Annotated in this window: 12 protein-coding genes; 4 read left to right on the plus strand and 8 right to left on the minus strand. The window is 57.5% G+C overall.

Features of this window, described 5'->3' with window-relative positions; all coding sequences use genetic code 11:
• Positions 1 to 21 precede the first annotated feature (21 nt).
• Positions 22 to 777: an SDR family oxidoreductase gene (locus F3J41_RS05440; protein ID WP_166710144.1), complete on the minus strand. Its 756-nt coding sequence runs from the start codon at positions 775 to 777 to the stop codon at positions 22 to 24.
• A gap of 322 nt (positions 778 to 1,099) precedes the next feature.
• Between F3J41_RS05440 and F3J41_RS05445 the strand changes: the two genes are divergently transcribed.
• On the plus strand, positions 1,100 to 1,543 hold the full coding sequence (locus tag F3J41_RS05445; protein WP_166710146.1) for an NUDIX domain-containing protein: 444 nt from the start codon (positions 1,100 to 1,102) through the stop codon (positions 1,541 to 1,543).
• Positions 1,544 to 2,216: 673 nt separating this feature from the next.
• On the opposite strand, the gene F3J41_RS05450 is transcribed toward F3J41_RS05445, so the two are convergent.
• The 4 genes from F3J41_RS05450 to F3J41_RS05465 form a co-directional block, all read right to left on the minus strand.
• Positions 2,217 to 2,732, minus strand: coding sequence for a phenolic acid decarboxylase (locus F3J41_RS05450; RefSeq protein WP_058758650.1), 516 nt, complete (start codon positions 2,730 to 2,732; stop codon positions 2,217 to 2,219).
• A gap of 182 nt (positions 2,733 to 2,914) precedes the next feature.
• Complete coding sequence (locus tag F3J41_RS05455) at positions 2,915 to 3,832, minus strand: nucleotidyl transferase AbiEii/AbiGii toxin family protein (RefSeq protein WP_059008829.1); 918 nt, start codon at positions 3,830 to 3,832, stop codon at positions 2,915 to 2,917.
• Positions 3,807 to 4,361 carry a type IV toxin-antitoxin system AbiEi family antitoxin gene (gene abiEi, locus F3J41_RS05460; RefSeq protein WP_059008831.1) on the minus strand — a complete coding sequence of 185 codons (555 nt, stop codon included), beginning with the start codon at positions 4,359 to 4,361 and terminating at the stop codon, positions 3,807 to 3,809. The genes F3J41_RS05455 and abiEi overlap by 26 nt, the downstream gene beginning before the upstream one ends.
• Before the next feature lie 147 nt (positions 4,362 to 4,508).
• Positions 4,509 to 5,240, minus strand: a complete 732-nt coding sequence (locus F3J41_RS05465; RefSeq protein ID WP_058758557.1) for a YoaK family protein — start codon at positions 5,238 to 5,240, stop codon at positions 4,509 to 4,511.
• A gap of 227 nt (positions 5,241 to 5,467) precedes the next feature.
• On the opposite strand from F3J41_RS05465, the gene F3J41_RS05470 reads away from it, so the two are divergent.
• The gene (locus tag F3J41_RS05470; RefSeq protein WP_136545672.1) at positions 5,468 to 6,247 is read left to right on the plus strand and encodes an alpha/beta hydrolase; all 780 of its coding nucleotides are present in this window, start codon (positions 5,468 to 5,470) and stop codon (positions 6,245 to 6,247) included.
• An 85-nt stretch (positions 6,248 to 6,332) separates the two neighbouring features.
• Here the strand turns inward: F3J41_RS05470 and F3J41_RS05475 are convergent, their stop codons facing one another.
• A complete protein-coding gene (locus tag F3J41_RS05475) occupies positions 6,333 to 6,863 on the minus strand; it encodes a GNAT family N-acetyltransferase (RefSeq protein WP_058769804.1) in 531 nt (176 codons plus the stop codon).
• Between the two features lie 275 nt (positions 6,864 to 7,138).
• Here F3J41_RS05475 and F3J41_RS05480 point away from each other — a divergent pair, with 275 nt between their 5' ends.
• Together F3J41_RS05480 and F3J41_RS05485 are read left to right on the plus strand one after the other, a co-directional pair.
• On the plus strand, positions 7,139 to 8,566 hold the full coding sequence (locus F3J41_RS05480; RefSeq protein ID WP_136545671.1) for a cytosine permease: 1,428 nt from the start codon (positions 7,139 to 7,141) through the stop codon (positions 8,564 to 8,566).
• A gap of 127 nt (positions 8,567 to 8,693) precedes the next feature.
• Positions 8,694 to 13,277, plus strand: coding sequence for an ATP-dependent helicase (locus F3J41_RS05485; protein WP_166710148.1), 4,584 nt, complete (start codon positions 8,694 to 8,696; stop codon positions 13,275 to 13,277).
• Here the strand turns inward: F3J41_RS05485 and F3J41_RS05490 are convergent.
• Both F3J41_RS05490 and F3J41_RS05495 read right to left on the minus strand, forming a co-directional pair.
• Complete coding sequence (locus tag F3J41_RS05490) at positions 13,274 to 15,370, minus strand: FUSC family protein (RefSeq protein WP_166710150.1); 2,097 nt, start codon at positions 15,368 to 15,370, stop codon at positions 13,274 to 13,276. The two genes, F3J41_RS05485 and F3J41_RS05490, sit on opposite strands and share 4 nt — an antisense overlap.
• Before the next feature lie 322 nt (positions 15,371 to 15,692).
• A complete protein-coding gene (locus F3J41_RS05495; protein ID WP_166710152.1) occupies positions 15,693 to 16,808 on the minus strand; it encodes a beta-propeller fold lactonase family protein in 1,116 nt (371 codons plus the stop codon).
• Between the last annotated feature and the right edge of the window lie 264 nt (positions 16,809 to 17,072).

Genomic DNA, 17,072 nt, shown 5'->3' on the forward strand with positions numbered 1-17,072 from the left:
GGCGCACCGGATCAAAGCGGATTAGCGCGGGTTCATCATGTCAAATATGGCGTCAAAATTGCCGTCGCGTTCGGCCCAGCGCCGCGCATGGTCACGCTCCAGCAGCAGTTCGCCGCGCGCGACCGGGCCATTTTCCAGCATCTGCAGAATCTGCGCGATATAGTCGTCCAGCGGCATGGCGCGGGGATCGCTGAGCTGTTGATTACCGGTCAGCGCCGTCTGTAAATACGGCGGCAGCATTTCCAGCACTTCTACCGAGGTATTACGCAGCTGATGACGCAGCGAAACCAGCCAGGAATGCAGAAAGGCTTTGCTGGCGCAGTAGGTGGGAAAACTGGCCAGCGGCAGGAAGGCCAGCGCGGAGCTGGTTGCCATCAGCGTCGCCTGCGGCTTACGGCGCAGCAGCGGCAAAAAAGCGGCGGTGACGCGAATCACACCGAGGATGTTGGTCATCACGATTTGCTCAGCAATATCACTGGTCCATTCGTCCGCCGTCACCGTTTCCGGCTGCGAGATACCGGCGTTGGCGATCAGCACGTTGATATGCGGGAACTGCGCGTGAATCGCCGCGGAACAGCGGGCGAGGGCGGTGGTGTCATTAACATCCAGAGCAAAGCCGGTAATGGCCGGACGCTGGGCGGTGATCTCATCGAGCAGCGCCTGACGTCTGCCGGTGATAATGACGCGGTTACCGCGATCGTGAAAAACCTCGGCCAGTCGGCGGCCAATACCGCTGGTTGCGCCGGTGATGAGCAGGGTGTTGTTGGTCAGTTTCATAGTGTGCCTTGTCAGTCAGAGAATGAAAGGCCACGTGCAGTGATGCACTGCTAGCTATCCCGTGAAACAGGATGCGTAGAAAGCGTGAACGATGCCGTGGCGCTGTTCCGGTTTTCCTCTGCGCAGAGGCCCATTCCGGTTCAGGGCGCGTTGGATGACGGTAACGCCTACGGCAAGTCAGAAGTGAGATGCGCGCTTACTATATAGCGAGCCGGGGAGGGATGTCTATCCTGTCGTCCTGTTCCTGCAGCCTGTGGCGTTTCGTTTTCTGACCATGATCAGTTATGCTGATTTGTATTAAAAATCATAAAGGAATTATAAAGTGCGCACCCGCGATTCGGCTCGTTTGCTTATTATAAATCCTCTTAATCAGGTTTTATTATTCTGGTTTAAGCATAAAAATAATGCCCTGTCAGGCAGAGAATACTGGGCCACACCCGGCGGAGGCGTTGAACCGGGAGAGACTTTTGAACAGGCAGCTATCAGAGAGCTCAGAGAAGAAACAGGCTTTTATGTCGATGATGTGGGTCAGCCGTTAACTAAGCGCATTTTTGAAATGACGCTTCCCAGCGGTGAGGTGGTTTTGGCAAATGAACGATTTTATTTAATTAAAGTTGGAGATGAAGATATTCGTACCAGTGGTTGGACTGAAAATGAAAAGTCAGTCATTGATAGTTATCACTGGTGGGATCTTACTGAGCTGCGAAACACTCGCGACGTCGTTTATCCAACAAATATTGCTGATCTCTGCACATTGCCGGATTAATTACGCAACGTGTCATAGCGTTGAGCGTATGAATCTATCATTGCCGCTTTCAAATGGAATCTTATTGCAGGTGATCAGAGTATGTTCAGTGGAGCCGACACATGCTCAGGAAAGCAAAGTTTGAAGCATGAACTCTGGGTTGAACCTGATGGATGCCAGGCTTTTTGTCTAAAAGGTATTCACGGAAATGCATGCAGAAATTATTCAGGTATTTCAGGATTTTCAGCAGGTAGCCTTAGCGGACAGGTCAGCTTTGACTCTATAATCAAATGGCGCATAATGTATATTATGTTAAATAAGGTGTCTGATCAGGTATCTCAATCCTTCAGTTTCGCCCTTCACGCCTCTTACCTATCCCACCGGTCTGTTTGATTGACACTACTGTGTTATCCTGGTGCGCATCAATGCGCACCCTACAAGTCAGCTTCGCGCTTCGTCGCTTTAATCATGTCTTTAGCTCATCCAAAACGACAACGCTACGCGAAGACTTCCCGGTTATCCCTCAGCGCTTTTGTCAGATTTCACGTAGCGCGATCGGTCTGTTTGCTGGATACCACTCACGAGTAACTCTGGTGCGCATCAATGCGAACCCTGCAATGCCACTCCGCACTGCACAATCGCAGGGTCGCCATTCATGGCGACCGAACCCGGCGCCGTCAGCGGATTGCCACCCTCATTTATCTTTAAAATAATCTTCCGGCATTTGTCCCGGCGGCATGTTGATTACGGCATCATTATCCGGACCTTCATTCTTCATGTAGGTCACTTTGGCAAACTCAGGAATCACTACGTACGGATACGCTGGCCCTTCATCACGGAAACGATGCATATCTTCGATAAATTCATTCTGATAGCAGATGGTTTTTTCCGGATGCTGTCCTTCGCCGGCAATCCACTGCGGGAAAAAGATGGTGCCGTGAATCACCTTGCGGTTGATATCAAACAGCAGACTGACGCAGGTGCCGGTCGGCTCGTGCCAGTCGACTTTATAAATGCCCGGTGCAAACTGCACCGCATTCATGCTTTGATTGGTCACCCAACGGCCACCAACCAATCCCTGATGGATACGATAATCACAGGTCGTCGCGTTGCGCGCGTACCACTCATATTTCCAGCCATTATCATAGGTATAAACGAAATGTGTCCCGACAAACGCAGACAAATCTTTGGAAAATTCATCCGTTATCATGGTGTTATCCATTATTTTACCTCATCAGCAGTTTGTTGAAGCAGGAATAGTAAGTTATAGCGCCTGTGAGAAAACCAGACGGCAAATTAACAAAAAAATCCGCTTCCTGAGCGTGCTGCCGGCTTGACAGCGCCCGTCCCCTGCTCTTTTATCTCCTCTGCACGCCGGGCCAGCTGTCGCTGTTACATTCTGAAGGCGTCGTCTGGTCGTTTTCCTGCTAAATCTCGCTGCAATCTTTGCAACAGCGAGGTCAAACGTTCGGCGATGTAATCGGTAAATTCTGCACGTCCCAGCGTTCTGGCAAATACCTGCTGGGGTATGAAACGGCGCATCTCGTTGTAAAAACGTCCGTCTTTGACGATGTTTTCGATACCAGCCAGTCGTTGTTTTAATAACTTTTCATAGTCAGGAATCCGGTAATCCTCGATTTTTTGCCGAATCCAGCCCACATCATACGCAGCGCCTTGCTGCATCAGCCACGGTAAATCCCAGACATCGCGATAACGAAGATATTTGGTGGTCGCAACCAGAGAAATAAGCTTATCACTCATGATTTCGTCGAGACTTTCACACATCACCAGCGTATCGCTGTAGCCATCCGGCAACACCGGATAATTGCGGCTCAGCGGCAACGGTTTGCGACTGTAAGCGGGAATATTAGCAACTTCGACTTTGATGGGTTGCTTAGGCATATCGCGTTTTTCGGGTGCTGTCGTCACGGAGACCTGCCATTTATCGACCCTAATCTCTTCATAGCCGGGCTGGCGGCGAAGTTCTGCCGGCTCTTTGACCGTAACTTCTAAACCGTAACGCGTGCCGAGATAGTCTTCGATACAGACCTTCATGTTTTTTAAATCTGCACCGGAAAAGTTGATGCCGCCGGCGAAATCCAGATCCTCGCTAAACCGATTGCCGTCATAACATAGCCGCAAAGAGGTACCGCCCTGGAACGTCAGATTTTGCAGCAGACCCGCTTTATCCAGACAGTAAAGGATGTCGTAGTGTAAAAGCTCTTTTTCCACTACGTTACGCATACCCTCGAGTTGCGCTGAAGCCATGACCTTAGAGACCAGTTCAGTGAAACTGACTTTCTGATTCATCGTTCATTTCCGCCTCATCAATCAGATGCGTATTACGCCCCACCCGACGTAAATCGCGCAGTGCGGCTTTTTTGGTTGCCAGGCGCAAAGGTGACTCGCCCAAAATGGTGTCCTGCAAAATTTGTTCAGGCGAACGTTTGGTATGCGTAAATTCGATCACGCCATAAGGCGTAATGTGTTCTTCAGAACGGCCCGTGGTCATAACGGTAAGACGCCCCATCGGGATTTGTGAAATTACACCGTAAGCCGATAACGCCGATTCCAGGCTCAGGTAGCTGTATTCTCCTCTGCGCAACGTCTGTACGATTCTTTCCAGCGTGTAAGCGTCTTTACTTCTCGCATAGGCGTAAACATAGACGCCACGGCTGGCGCGCTGCAGGATGCCGTCCTTCACCAGACGGTTCAGGCCAGCATTGAAAGCCTTGTCACTGTCGTCATAAAAGACTTTGGCTAAATCACGAACAGCAAAGACATAGCGCCCCTGCCTGTCAAACGCGTTAAGCCGCTCGATTGCCGTCATTTTGTTCATAATAAGTCTACGGGAAAACCCTATTTATAGAGTATTCATGTGTACATGATTAGCTCTGCACTTTCAAGTGCACATGAATACCAACAAAAAGTGGTATTTATGTGCACTTAATCCACCTGCTTCAAATCGGACAAATCTTCGTCGGTGTTACCAAAATCGCATGCCGGTTAAATGCAGGGTTCTGGCGATGCCACCGACGGCGATCAGCGCCAGCACAATGCCCAACCCCGCCATCGCTTCAAATCCAAGGTGCCTGAACAGCAGATAACCGACAACGCAGCCGGAAAGAAATGAGAAGATCGTAACAAGATGAGTAAAAAGCACGGTTCGATGGCCATCGCGATCGGCGGCCTCGCTTTGACTGAAGGATGCGCGCAGCCAGGAGCCTAACGCGATGCCGGCGTCGGTCAGTGTGCCGGTCACGTGCGTGGAGCGAACACGACCGGAAGAAAGCTGGGTCGAGGTTGAGTTGTGGATGCCCATCAGCAAACTCAGCGTAACCAGAATTTCGCCGTTGTTTCGTTCGGAATACCACAGGATTTCTACCAGGGAGGTCAGCAGCAGGAAAATACCCTCGGCCAGCAGCACCAGACAGTAAACGGTGCGCAGATTCCGCTTCAGGCCGTAAGCTACCGTCAAACGCGCCAGCATGGCACCGCAGACAAAAGCAAAAATCAGCACGGCCAGAAACAGCAGATCGTGCAGGTCAGAACCATTCACCTCTGCCGAAATTTGCGAGGTATTGCCGGTCATATGGGAAGGAAAAAAACCAAATGCGCCAAACGCCATGGCGTTGAGGATACCGGCCGTGGTGGCCAGCGTTAACGCCAGCAGGCGGTCTTCGCTGTGAGAGCGGATTTTCTTCTTGCGCAACAGCATAATCTATTCAGCACTCCTTTGAGAGATTCTCGGGTTGGTCGGGTCTCATCCTTATCAAGCATAGCGGCTATGCTCCGAGTCACGGCTAATCCTCTGCTTTTATTACTTTTAAATCCTCCGCTGCCACATCGTGTCGCTGTCATTTTTTTGTCATTTCCACGTCAGCGGATTGTTGGTCCCCGGCGCTTACAGTGGTGCATGAACCCGATTAATTATGAGGACCGATCATGACATTACGCAAAATCACGGCGCTGACGGCGCTGGTAATCTCTGCCCTGAGTGCCGGACTGGCGCACGCCGACAGCGCTGCCGCGCCGCAGGAAGTAAAAAATATTGTGCTGGTCCATGGCCTGTACGCTGATGGATCCAGCTGGGGAAAAGTCATCCCACTGTTGCAGGCGAAAGGTCTGCACGTCACCGCGGTGCAAAACCCAACGACGTCGCTGAATGATGACGTGGCGGCGGTGAAACGCGCGCTGGCACAGCAGAACGGACCGGTGATTCTGGTTGCGCACTCTTATGGCGGCATGGTTATCAGCCAGGCGGGCGATGAACCTGAAGTGAAGGGGCTGGTGTACATCGCAGCGCGCGCGCCGGAGGCCGGTGAAGATTATCCGGCGCTCACCAAAAAGTTCCCTGCAGCACCGGTTGCCGCTGGCCTGAAGTGGCGTGACGACGGTTTCGGGGCGCTCAGTGAACAGGCGTTTATCCACGACTTTGCCGGCGATCTGCCGGAAAGCGAAGCGCGGGCTTATTACGCCGTTCAGCAACCGATGGGTAAAGCCATTACCCAGGCGAAAACCAGCATGGCGGCCTGGCATAGCAAACCGAGCTGGTATGCGGTGTCGATGGAGGATCACACTATCAATCCGGATCTGCAGCGCTTTATGGCGAAACGCATGCATGCGCAGACCATCGAACTCAAGGCCAGCCATGTGTCGCTGATTTCCCAGCCGCAGGCGGTGGCAAATCTGATCATGAAAGCCGCGCACGTACCAGGGTATTGAGCGCACCCTTACCGGGTGCATGTTTGATAGCGGCGCAATTTATTGCGTGATAAATCGCGCCGCTACCAGAGGTGCGCGCCCTGCCTCACGAATGCGCTGGGGCACTCTTCATATCCAGTTCATAAACCACACAGGGCTGGTCGTAATGCTGCTCGATACCGCGATAGCGCATACCCAGCCGCTGCATCACCCGATGGGATGCAAGGTTTTCCGGATGTGCCACCGCCACCAGATAATCCACGCCAATCTGCCCGGTAGCAAACTGCACAATCGCCGTAGCGGCTTCGGTGGCATACCCTTTCCCCTGACTGCTGCGCAACAGTCGCCAGCCAATTTCCAGCGGCGCCTGTTCCTGATGGGCCAGATGCTGCAGACAAGCCGCCCCGACGATGTCATCGCTGCTCTTCTCGCGCAGTGCCCACCAGGAAAAACCATAGCGCTGCCAGCGTTGCTGCACGCGCTCAATGGTCGCCAGCGTCTCGTCCTCGCTCTTCACCTGTCCCTCATTGATATAACGCATGATTTCCGGGTCATCATCCATCGCGCGCAAGCCGGCGAGGTGGCTTAGCGCAAAAGGTTCCAGTCGTAAGCGTTCTGTTTCAATCACTGCCTGCATGATTCCCTCCCCGGGTTGTCCTGATCGCCACAGTTAGTGGGTCTGTAGTTAGCGCATCATCGCCTTTGTGCGCGTCCGTTACCGGCCAGGCTCCTGACATTAACGGACAACATTGCCAGCGTCATCACAATTTCCAATGACCGGCCAGCTTGTAACCTTATCAACCTCGTGACAATATCGCTACATGTATATACATGTATGTTTCGTGACATTTACTACTGACTAACAAGAAAAATCAATGACTAACCACCTTTAGCCGTTCCAGCGAGGAAACTATGTCCGCTCAGATACCTGCCGCAGATTATTCAGGTGCAGAGAAACAGCGCCTGTCAGAAACACGTTCCATTGATTACATCCCGCTCAGCGAGCGTCACGGGCATCCGTTCAGCCAGTTCACGTTGTGGTTTGGTGGCAATTTGCAGATTACCGCCATTGTTACCGGTGCGCTGGCGGTGGTGCTGGGTGGCGATGTTGTGTGGTCGATTGTCGGTCTACTGGTGGGACAGATCGTCGGCGCGGCCATCATGTCGCTGCACGCGATTCAGGGCCCGCGACTTGGCCTGCCGCAGATGATCACCAGCCGTATGCAGTTTGGCGTGTTTGGCGCGGTGATCCCGCTGGTGCTGGTGTGCATTATGTATGTGGGCTTCTCGGCCAGCGGCACGGTACTGGCCGGCCAGGCGCTGGCGAAGCTGGTCAACGTCAGCAATGCAGCCGGCATGATCATCTTCAGCGCCATCATCATCGTGATTGCGGTGCTCGGCTATCGGGTGATTCATAAACTCGGCAAAGTGGCCAGCGTCATCGGCGTGCTGGCGTTTGTTTACCTGTTCATCACCCTACTCTCCAGCCACGATTTAGCGGCCGTCTGGCAAAATCAGCACTTCAGCGTTGCCAGTTTTCTGCTGGCGGTATCGCTCTCCTCGTCATGGCAGATTGCGTTTTGCCCTTATGTGTCGGACTACTCGCGCTATCTGCCGGTGGATGTCTCCGCGAAAAAGCTGTTCAGTTCGGTGTTTTTTGGCACCGTGCTGGGCACGCAGGCATCCATGACGCTCGGCGTCATTGTGGCTGCAATTGCGGGTAAAGCGTTCTCCGGTAATGAAGTGGGCTACATCGTCGGGCTGGGCAGCAGCGCCACCATGGCGATGGTTATCTACTTCGCCATCTGTTTTGGCAAAATCACCTTCACCACGCTCAATGCCTACGGCAGCTTTATGTCGCTGACCACCATTGTCTCCGGTTTTCGCCAGCAAACCGCGATCAGCCGTGGCGGACGTATCCTGTTTGTGGTGCTGATGGTCACGATCTCCTGCATCATTGCGCTGCTCAGCGAACCGGCGTTTCTCAAATCATTTACCCACTTCCTGCTGTTCCTGCTGGCCTTTTTTGTGCCGTGGAGCGCCATCAGCCTGACGGATTTTTATCTGATTACCCAAGGGAAAGTCGATGTGCCCGCGCTGTCGCAACCGGATGGCCGCTATGGTCGCTGGAACTGGGCCGGCATTATTATTTACTTCCTCGGAGTGCTGGTACAGCTGCCGTTCATTGATAACCCGCTGCATCATGGTTCCCTGACGTGGATTTTTGCCGGCAACGATGTGTCATGGATCATCGGCTGGTTTGTTACCGCATTGCTGTGGCTGGCCGCACGTCGCTTTGATCGACGCGGGAAACTGGCCGACTCGGTTTACCCTCAGTGACGTTGTCGCATACTAGTGCTGCGGCGCGTGTTTTCGCGCCGCCCTCATCGGCAATATTCTGATAATGTCGTAAACGCTGCGGCACGCTACACTGCTGATCGCCCTTACGAGATTGCAGGAGTCATGGATGCCAGCCTCAGCGCTTTCACTGTTCACCCCGGCCACGCAACAGTGGTTTCGCCGCACTTTCCCGGCGGCGACCCCCGTACAACAGGAAGCCTGGCACGCCATCGCCAGCGGACAACACTGCCTGGTCATTGCCCCAACCGGCTCCGGCAAAACGCTCGCGGCATTTCTGCATGCGATCGACGCGCTGTTTCGCGAGCGCAGCCGTGACGAACCCGTAGCGCGCAGTCATAAGACGCGCATTCTGTATATTTCACCGGTTAAAGCGCTTGCGGCTGACGTGCAGCGTAACCTGGCGCTACCGCTGGCGGGCGTTGCCGCTCAGCGCGCGGAATTAGGTGAGGCGGACATCACGCTGGAGGTCGGCATGCGCTCCGGCGACACGCTCAGCGCCGAACGGGCAAAGCTGCAGCGCCGGCCGCCGGACATCCTGATTACTACCCCGGAATCGCTTTTCCTGCTGCTGACGTCAAAAGCCCGCGAAACGCTGCGCGGCATCTCAACCGTGATTATTGACGAAGTACACGCGGTAGCCGGGAGTAAACGCGGCGCCCATCTGGCGCTCAGCCTGGAACGGCTCGATGTATTGCTAGCGCAGCCTGCTCAGCGCATTGGCCTGTCGGCCACTGTGCGACCGCCAGAAGCGGTGGCGGCTTTCCTCGGTGGCGCGGGCGCTACGCGTATCGTCAACCCGCCGGCGCAGCGGCCGCTGCAGCTGACAATTACTGTGCCGGTAGAGGACATGACGGACATCCAGCAGCGTCCCGATGCGCGCGCCGCGCAGGAGAGCAGCCTCGCCGCCGGTTCCATCTGGCCGCATATTGAAGCCGGCATTCTGGATGAGGTATTGCGCCATCGCGCGACTTTGGTGTTTACCAATTCGCGTGGGCTGGCGGAAAAACTCACCGCACGACTCAACGAACTGTATGCGCGACGAGCCGCGCCGGAACAGGGCGTAACAGAGCCCGCCCTCGCCTATGGCTCTTTTAGCGGTGGAACCGAAAAACGCGCCACGCCTGCTGAAGCGTATATTGCCCGTTCGCATCATGGCTCAGTGTCGAAAGAGCAGCGGCTGGAGATTGAGAACGCCCTGAAAGCCGGCGAACTGCGCTGCGTGGTGGCGACATCCAGTCTTGAACTGGGAATTGACATGGGCGATATCGATCTGGTGATTCAGGTCGGGGCACCGCCTTCGGTGGCCAGCGCGCTGCAGCGTATTGGCCGTGCCGGTCACCAGGTCGGCGGTACGCCGAAAGGCATTATCTGGCCGCGCACGCGCCGCGATCTGGTTGATGCGGCCGTGACGGTGGACGCAATGCTGGCAGGTGAACTGGATGCTATCGCTTTGCCACACAATCCGCTCGATATTCTCGCCCAGCATACGGTGGCGGCGGCGGCCATGGACACCCTGTCCGTCGAGGCGTGGTATCAACAGGTGCGCCGTGCCGATCCGTTCAAAACGTTACCGCGTAACGCCTTCGATGCGGTGCTGGATATGCTGTCTGGCCGCTACCCTTCGGACGAGTTTGCTAACCTGCGCCCGCGCATTATCTGGGATCGACAACAGCAAACCTTAAGCGGTCGCCCGGGCGCGCAGCATCTGGCCGTCACCAGCGGTGGCACCATTCCGGACCGCGGGATGTTCAGCGTGATGCTGCCGGAGGGCGAAGAACAGTCCGGTGCGCGCCGGGTCGGCGAACTTGATGAGGAGATGGTGTATGAGTCGCGGATTAACGACATCATCACGCTTGGCGCCACCTCGTGGCGCATCCAGCAAATTACGCATGATCAGGTGGTAGTGGTGCCGGCACCCGGTCGCTCAGCGCGCCTGCCCTTCTGGCACGGCGACAGTCTCGGGCGTTCGGCGACACTCGGCGAAGCCATTGGCCGCTATTTGCGACATGCCGCCAGCGGGGTGTTGCCCGGCAGCGACAACCTTGACGCCAATGCCCGACACAACATTCGTGCGCTCATCGACGAACAGATTGCCGCCACAGGCCTGGTGCCTGACGATCGCAATTTGCTGATTGAGCGCTGTCGCGATGAAACCGGCGACTGGCGCGTGATTTTGCATTCCCCTTATGGTCAGCGTGTGCATGCGCCATGGGCGCTGGCCATCGCTGAGCGGATTGGCCGCCAGATGGGCCTCGATCCGGCCTTGGTCGCTAGCGATGATGGGATTGTCGCGCGCTTCCCTGACAGCGAAGGCCGGGTGCCAGGCGCTGAACTGTTTTTGTTTGCGCCGGACGAACTCCAGCGACAGGTGACGGCTGCGGTGGGACATTCTGCGCTGTTTGCCGCCCGCTTCCGCGAATGCGCCGCGCGCGCCCTGCTGCTGCCGCGCCGCAATCCCGGTAAACGTTCTCCGCTGTGGCAGCAGCGGCTGCGTGCCGGGCAGCTGCTGGAAGTAGCGCGGCAGTTCGACGATTTCCCGATTTTGATCGAAACCGCGCGTGAATGTCTGCAGGACGTGTATGACCTGCCGGCGCTGCATCAGCTGATGGCGCGGATACAACAGGGCGAGGTTAAGCTGACTGACGTCACCACCGACACGCCCTCGCCGTTTGCTGCGCCGCTGCTGTTTGGCTATGTCGCTGAATTCATGTATGCCAGCGATGCGCCGCAGGCGGAGCGGCGCGCCTCAATGCTGGCGCTCGACAGCACGCTGCTGAGCGATCTGCTGGGCCAGGTTGAGATGCACGAGCTGCTGGCGCCCGAGGTGGTGGTACGCATTGAGCAGGAGCTTCAGCGCACCGTCCCCGATTATCAGGCCAGCACTCAGGAAGCCGTGGTTGATCTGCTGCGCGAGCTGGGGCCGCTTACTGTGCCGGAAATCACGGCGCGCTACAACGGCGAGGCGGCGCTGATGCCGCTGCTAACCACGCTGCAACAGGCGCAACGCATCATTCAGGTTACGATTGCGGCAGAGGCGCGCTGGGCTGTCGCCGAAGATGGCGTGCGGCTGCGCGACGCGCTGGGCACGGCGCTGCCAGCTGATCTGCCCGCCGGGCTGCTCGCGCCGGTGGCCCGTCCGCTGCATGACTTACTTAATCGCTATCTGCGCACCCACGCTGTCGCCACCAGTCTGCAAATCGCCGCCCGTTTTGGTCTGGGCCGCGCCGTGGTCGACCACACGCTGGAAGAGCTGTGTCAGCAGCAACGCGTACTGAAAGGCGACTTCCTCTCGCCTGCGGTCGATGCGTCAACGCAGTGGGTAGCGGAAAGCGTGTTCCGTCGTCTGCGAGTGCGATCGCTGCAGGCGGCGCGTGAGGCCACCCGACCGGTCGAAGCGCCGGCGTACGTGGCTTTTCTGCTTGAGCGGCAGGGATTGCTGAGCGATGTCGCGGCAGCTGCGGCGCAGGGCGCCTTTGCCGGTATCAACGGCGTGGTGCGGGTGATTGAACAACTGGCTGGCGTGGCGCTGCCGGTTTCGCTGTGGGAAAGCCAGATTTTGCCGGCGCGGGTGCGTGATTATCAGCCAGCGATGCTGGATGAGCTGCTCTCTTCCGGTGAAGTCATCTGGAGTGGCCAGCGGGCACCTGGCGCGCAGGACGGACTGGTCTCCCTGCACCTGAGTGAGTTTGCCAGTGAAACGTTACCGGTGCCTGATGAGGGTAAGAATGTGACGTTGTCACCTTTGCAGCAGGCGATTGTGGCGCAGTTACAGGACGGTGGCGGCTGGTTCGCCCGCGAGCTGCTGCCGCGCGTGATGGCGCAGCCTGAACATGCTGTCGATCCCGGCGAAGTCTTTGCCGCGATGTGGGAACTGGTATGGCGCGGCTATCTGACCATGGATACCTGGGCCGCGCTGCGCCAGCTCAGCACCACCAGCCACACGCCGCGTCCACGCCCGGCCCGTCCTGCGCGCAGTCGCCACAGTCGGGCCAGTTTCGCGGCCAGCCGCAGTGCAGCTGCGCAGCCCTCGCTCAACAGCATGGCCGGACGCTGGTCGCTGATTGTGCGGCAGCCGCTGGCCGATACCGAACGCGCCCTGGCGCTGACTGAAAATATGCTCGACCGCTTTGGCGTGATCACGCGCGGTGCCGCCGTGGCAGAGCAGATTCCCGGCGGCTTTCCGGCGTTGCAGCCGCTCTTGCGCGGTATGGAGGATGCCGGACGGCTGCTGCGCGGCCGCTTTGTTGCTGGTATGGGCGGCGCGCAGTTTGCTGAAAATCCGGCCATCGACCGGCTGCGCCAGCTCGGCAGCGCGCAGGCCACGCACCCGCCGGTGGCGCTGGCGGTGCTGGATCCCGCCAATCCCTTTGGCGTGCAGCTGGCGTGGCCGCTCAGCGTCGGTGGCGTGCGGCCTACCCGCCGCAGCGGCGCACTGGTGGTGATTGGCAATGGGCGCGTTATGTTGTGGCTGCCGCCGGGTGGTAAAGAGCTGTTAACTTTTGGCGACATCTCTGAGGACCAACGTCAGGCCGCCATCGTGGCGCTGGGCCAGGCCTTACGCCGGGAGAAAACCCACAGCTTCATTCTCGAACGGGTGGACGATCAGCCGGCCAGCCAGTCATCGCTGCTACCGGCCCTGAAAGCCACCGGTTTTTCCCGCGTGCCGAAAGGCTACAGCTGGTATGGCTAAGCCTGCAGGCGGTAACGATGCTGCTGCAGGCGTTCGGCCTGACGCGGCGTCGCCACCGGCCAGCTAAGTTGCGGAAACAGGTATAACCGGATGCTGAACAGATGAAACAGCGGCAGCATCAGCGCCTCGTCACGCTGCGCCAGCTGTTCCAGCTGCATCAGCAGCACATCGAGCTCCTCCTGCAAATCCTCATGCGGTGGCGTCTGCAGCGACTTCAGCCTGCGCTTGAGAAACAGTCCCAGCTCGTGAAACATCTGCCCGCTGTCCAGCTGATAACGGCTCAGCAGCGCCTGATGGCGCGCGTAGTAGTCAAAGCTATTGACCCCCAGCCACACTTCGGTCAGCAGCATTCCCGCCGGCGCCATATCGGACTGCGGATCAAGGTGCAGGCGTGGCAGCACCACGTTGACCTTATCCAGCATCAGGCCAATAAAACGCTGGCGTCCCAGCAGCGATGAGCCGTTGCGCTCAATCTCCTTAATAAAGCGCAGCAGTTCACGCAGGCCGTGACGCACGGCGCGGCGCGCAGTCCACGATGGCCGCTTATTGCGCATCAGCGCGGTCAGGATCACCGCAAACAGCACGCCGGCCATCGAAGCAATCGCGTTATTCACCAGCAGCACCAGATCGGGTTTCAGATGATGTCCGAGCCCGATAAAGCCGGGGATCTGAATCGCCACGCTCAGACCGATCATGTTGCTGGCCGGTCGCGCAATCATCAGCCCGAGTAGCAGCAAACCCGGAGCCAGACAGAGGATCAGCGCCTCGAACGAGGTTGCCTGCGGCAGCAGCAGCGCGACATAAATCACGCTGATAAAGATCGCCACGATCACCCCACGAATAAACAGCTTCATTGAGGTCAGCGGCGTATCGAGGCTGGCGAAGAAGGAGCTGAGAATCGCGGCCATTACTGGCGCTGATGCTCCGTCGCGCCAGCCGGTCGCCATCCACAACAGACAGGAGCCAAAGGTGGCGCAAAATGCCGTCAGCGCCGAGAGCCGAATCAGTCCTTTGTCGAAAAAGCGATGCGTGCGTTTACCGCGCGCCAGCGTGGTGTCGCCTGACAGATCGCTTACCAGCCCGCCCACGCTCTGGTAAGCCCCGGCGATACGCACAAAATCCACCAGCCGCTCCAGCAGGCCGGTAAACAGCAGACAGTGTTCGGTAGACAATTCGCCGTTGCGCCACGCCGCATTCAGCCGATCCTGACAAAGGCTCAGTTCCAGCTGAATGCCAATGACATCGCCCACCGCTTCGCCGTCATTCAGCCACAGCAGGAACTGCTGCAGGGTCTGCTCAACCCAGGCAGGAAAGGCAATCTGGCGCGCCGCCAGCCGCTGCAGCCGCATCTCAATCGCCGTCAGCGTGGGGATTAAGTATGAAAGATGCTGATACTGCGTGCTGACCAGGCGAATCAGCCGCCGGGCCGCGTCGCCCTCGTACACGCAATGGGTAATCAGGATCTCGACCTGCTGCGGATTAGTGGCCATACGGGTCAGGATTTCGTCGCGTTCTGGCGATCGGTCAGCGGAAATGCCAGAGAGTAAATCGCGGCACAGCTTGCGCCCGTTGAGATACCACTGGCTGACGCTCTGCTCCAGCAGACTGCGCATCGAGACCGGAAACAACAGCGCGTGCACCAGGCTGCTGCAGACAATGCCTAAAGTAATTTCCTCAATACGCGACAGCACGGTGCTGGTGATACCGAGCGGCGTCGTCACTTCCGGGAAACCCATAATCGCGGCGCTGTAGCCCGCCAGCATAAAAACATAGCTTTTCGGCGTGCGGTCGTGCAGCGACAGATAGAGACACAGGCTCACCCACAGTGAGATACACAGGCTGAACAGCAGCGGATGCGCTACGGTGAGCGGAAAGATAAAAAAGATGAAGACGCCACCGAGCAGCGTGCCGAGCAGGCGGAACAGCGATTTGGAGATGGTGGAGGCCGAATAAAGCTGCGATGCAACAAACACCGTGGTCAGCGCCCAGGCGGGACGATCAACATTCAGTTCAAGAGCCAGATACAATGCCAGAAAGGCGGCCAGACAGGTTTTTACGGCAAAAAAAACGGCGTTTTTCGAAAACCACTGCATGTCACGGAGACCAGAAGGCGCTAAGTGCGGCGTATCCTGCCAGAATCTGGCGGGCACTCATCCCGATAACTACGACAAATTGTTTCGTAATCGAAAACGGTGTTCATACACGCCTGACATCAGGCACAGAATGCTTTAAGGAAACTAATCGAACGCAGCGACTGGCGGGTCGCCGGCGGGATATCTGCGCTGTCACTGCCGCAGAAAGCAGCAATCTGCCTTCAGCGGCAGAAATGTGTCGCAGATCACACTTTACTGCCAGACGATGCTATCCATAAAATAATTTCGCGTAATAAGGCGCAGTTTCCTGCGCCCGATCATTTTAATAGCTGACGATGGTCACCCAGTTCGCGTCCCGGCCGGCTGGCGCCTCGCCCACCCGCTGCAACGCCCCGCTGCGCGCCTCAATCGCGTAGCTGCCAATAACCGCACTCTTCTCACCGCTCACCACCAGCCAGCGGCTATCGGGGCTGATCGCCATGCCGCGCGGCTGTTTCTCCACCGGCCAGCTGCCGATCAGCGTCAGTTTGCCATCCTGCTGGTTAACACGATAACCGCTCACGGTACTGCTGGTGCGCTCGCTGACATACAGAAAACGCCCGTCCGGCGTCAGCTGGATATCCGCTGACCAGATGCGCGGCGTGCTGTCGCTGTAACCCGGCGGCCGTTCACGCCCATGTTGCAGATGATACTGCGCCGCCACCGCGTTAGGCGTTTCCGCCACTTTCACCAGCTCGCCGCTGGTTTCGCGCCGGAACTGGGTAATGATGCCGCCCATTTCACCAATGTTGTACAGATAGCGATTATCCGGCGACAACACCGAGTGGCGCGGACCGTTATCGGCGGCGGTTGCTACCTCCCCCTTGCCGAGGGCGCTCAACGTGCCGTCTGCGCCCAGCCGGAGCTGCAGCACGCGATCGGTGCCAAGATTACCCACATAAGCGTGACGACCGCTGGCATCGACAATCACCGAATGCGCCGCATGACCGGTTTTATAGCTGCCGACCGGCGGCGTAGCGATGGTGCCGCTGGCCGTCAGGCGGTAAACCTGCACCACGTCGCCGTCATATGAGGCCCCCAGCAGAAAGCGTCCCTGACGGTCAGTGCTGATGTAGGGGTAACTGGCCGCAGCCGGCACGGTGTGCCGGTTGTTCAGCTCGCCGCTCTGCGAGTCAATCTGCCAGCTCGCCAGTTGCAGCGGTTTACTGCGAATCGCCGCGTACAGCGTTTTGTGATCCGCACTGAGCGCCATCGGCATCACTTTTCTCCCGGCCTCAGTGTGGCCAAGCAGCTGCAAAGCGCCGCTGCGCGCGTCCAGCGTATAGCGCGCGATGGTGCCGTCGTCGGCGGCGGATACGTACACAAAGGTCTGCGCCAGCAGTGGCGCGCTCACCGTCATTGCCGCCAGCAGCGTAACGGTGCGCAGGCTGTTTATCATGGTGTTCTCCTTGATGAGGGTAATCAGACCCGGTTATACGCAGTAAAGCACGCGCCTGTTATGTGAGATTGCCCGACGTCACCTGGGCACTTCTCCAGCAAGCCAGGCTAATCAGGCAATTAGCGCGCCGGCGAACCTGATGTTTTGTCCAGGTTTGTGCGCGGGCTCACCTGGCGTGGCCGCGATGTGGTGCAGGATTTTGCGGTGATGATTCTGGCTACGGTGGGTATACCACACAACTGGCTGAACACCTGACAGCGCGTC

Origin of the sequence: Pantoea sp. Ap-870, from assembly GCF_011752515.1 — a bacterium.
Lineage (GTDB): Bacteria > Pseudomonadota > Gammaproteobacteria > Enterobacterales > Enterobacteriaceae > Pantoea > Pantoea dispersa.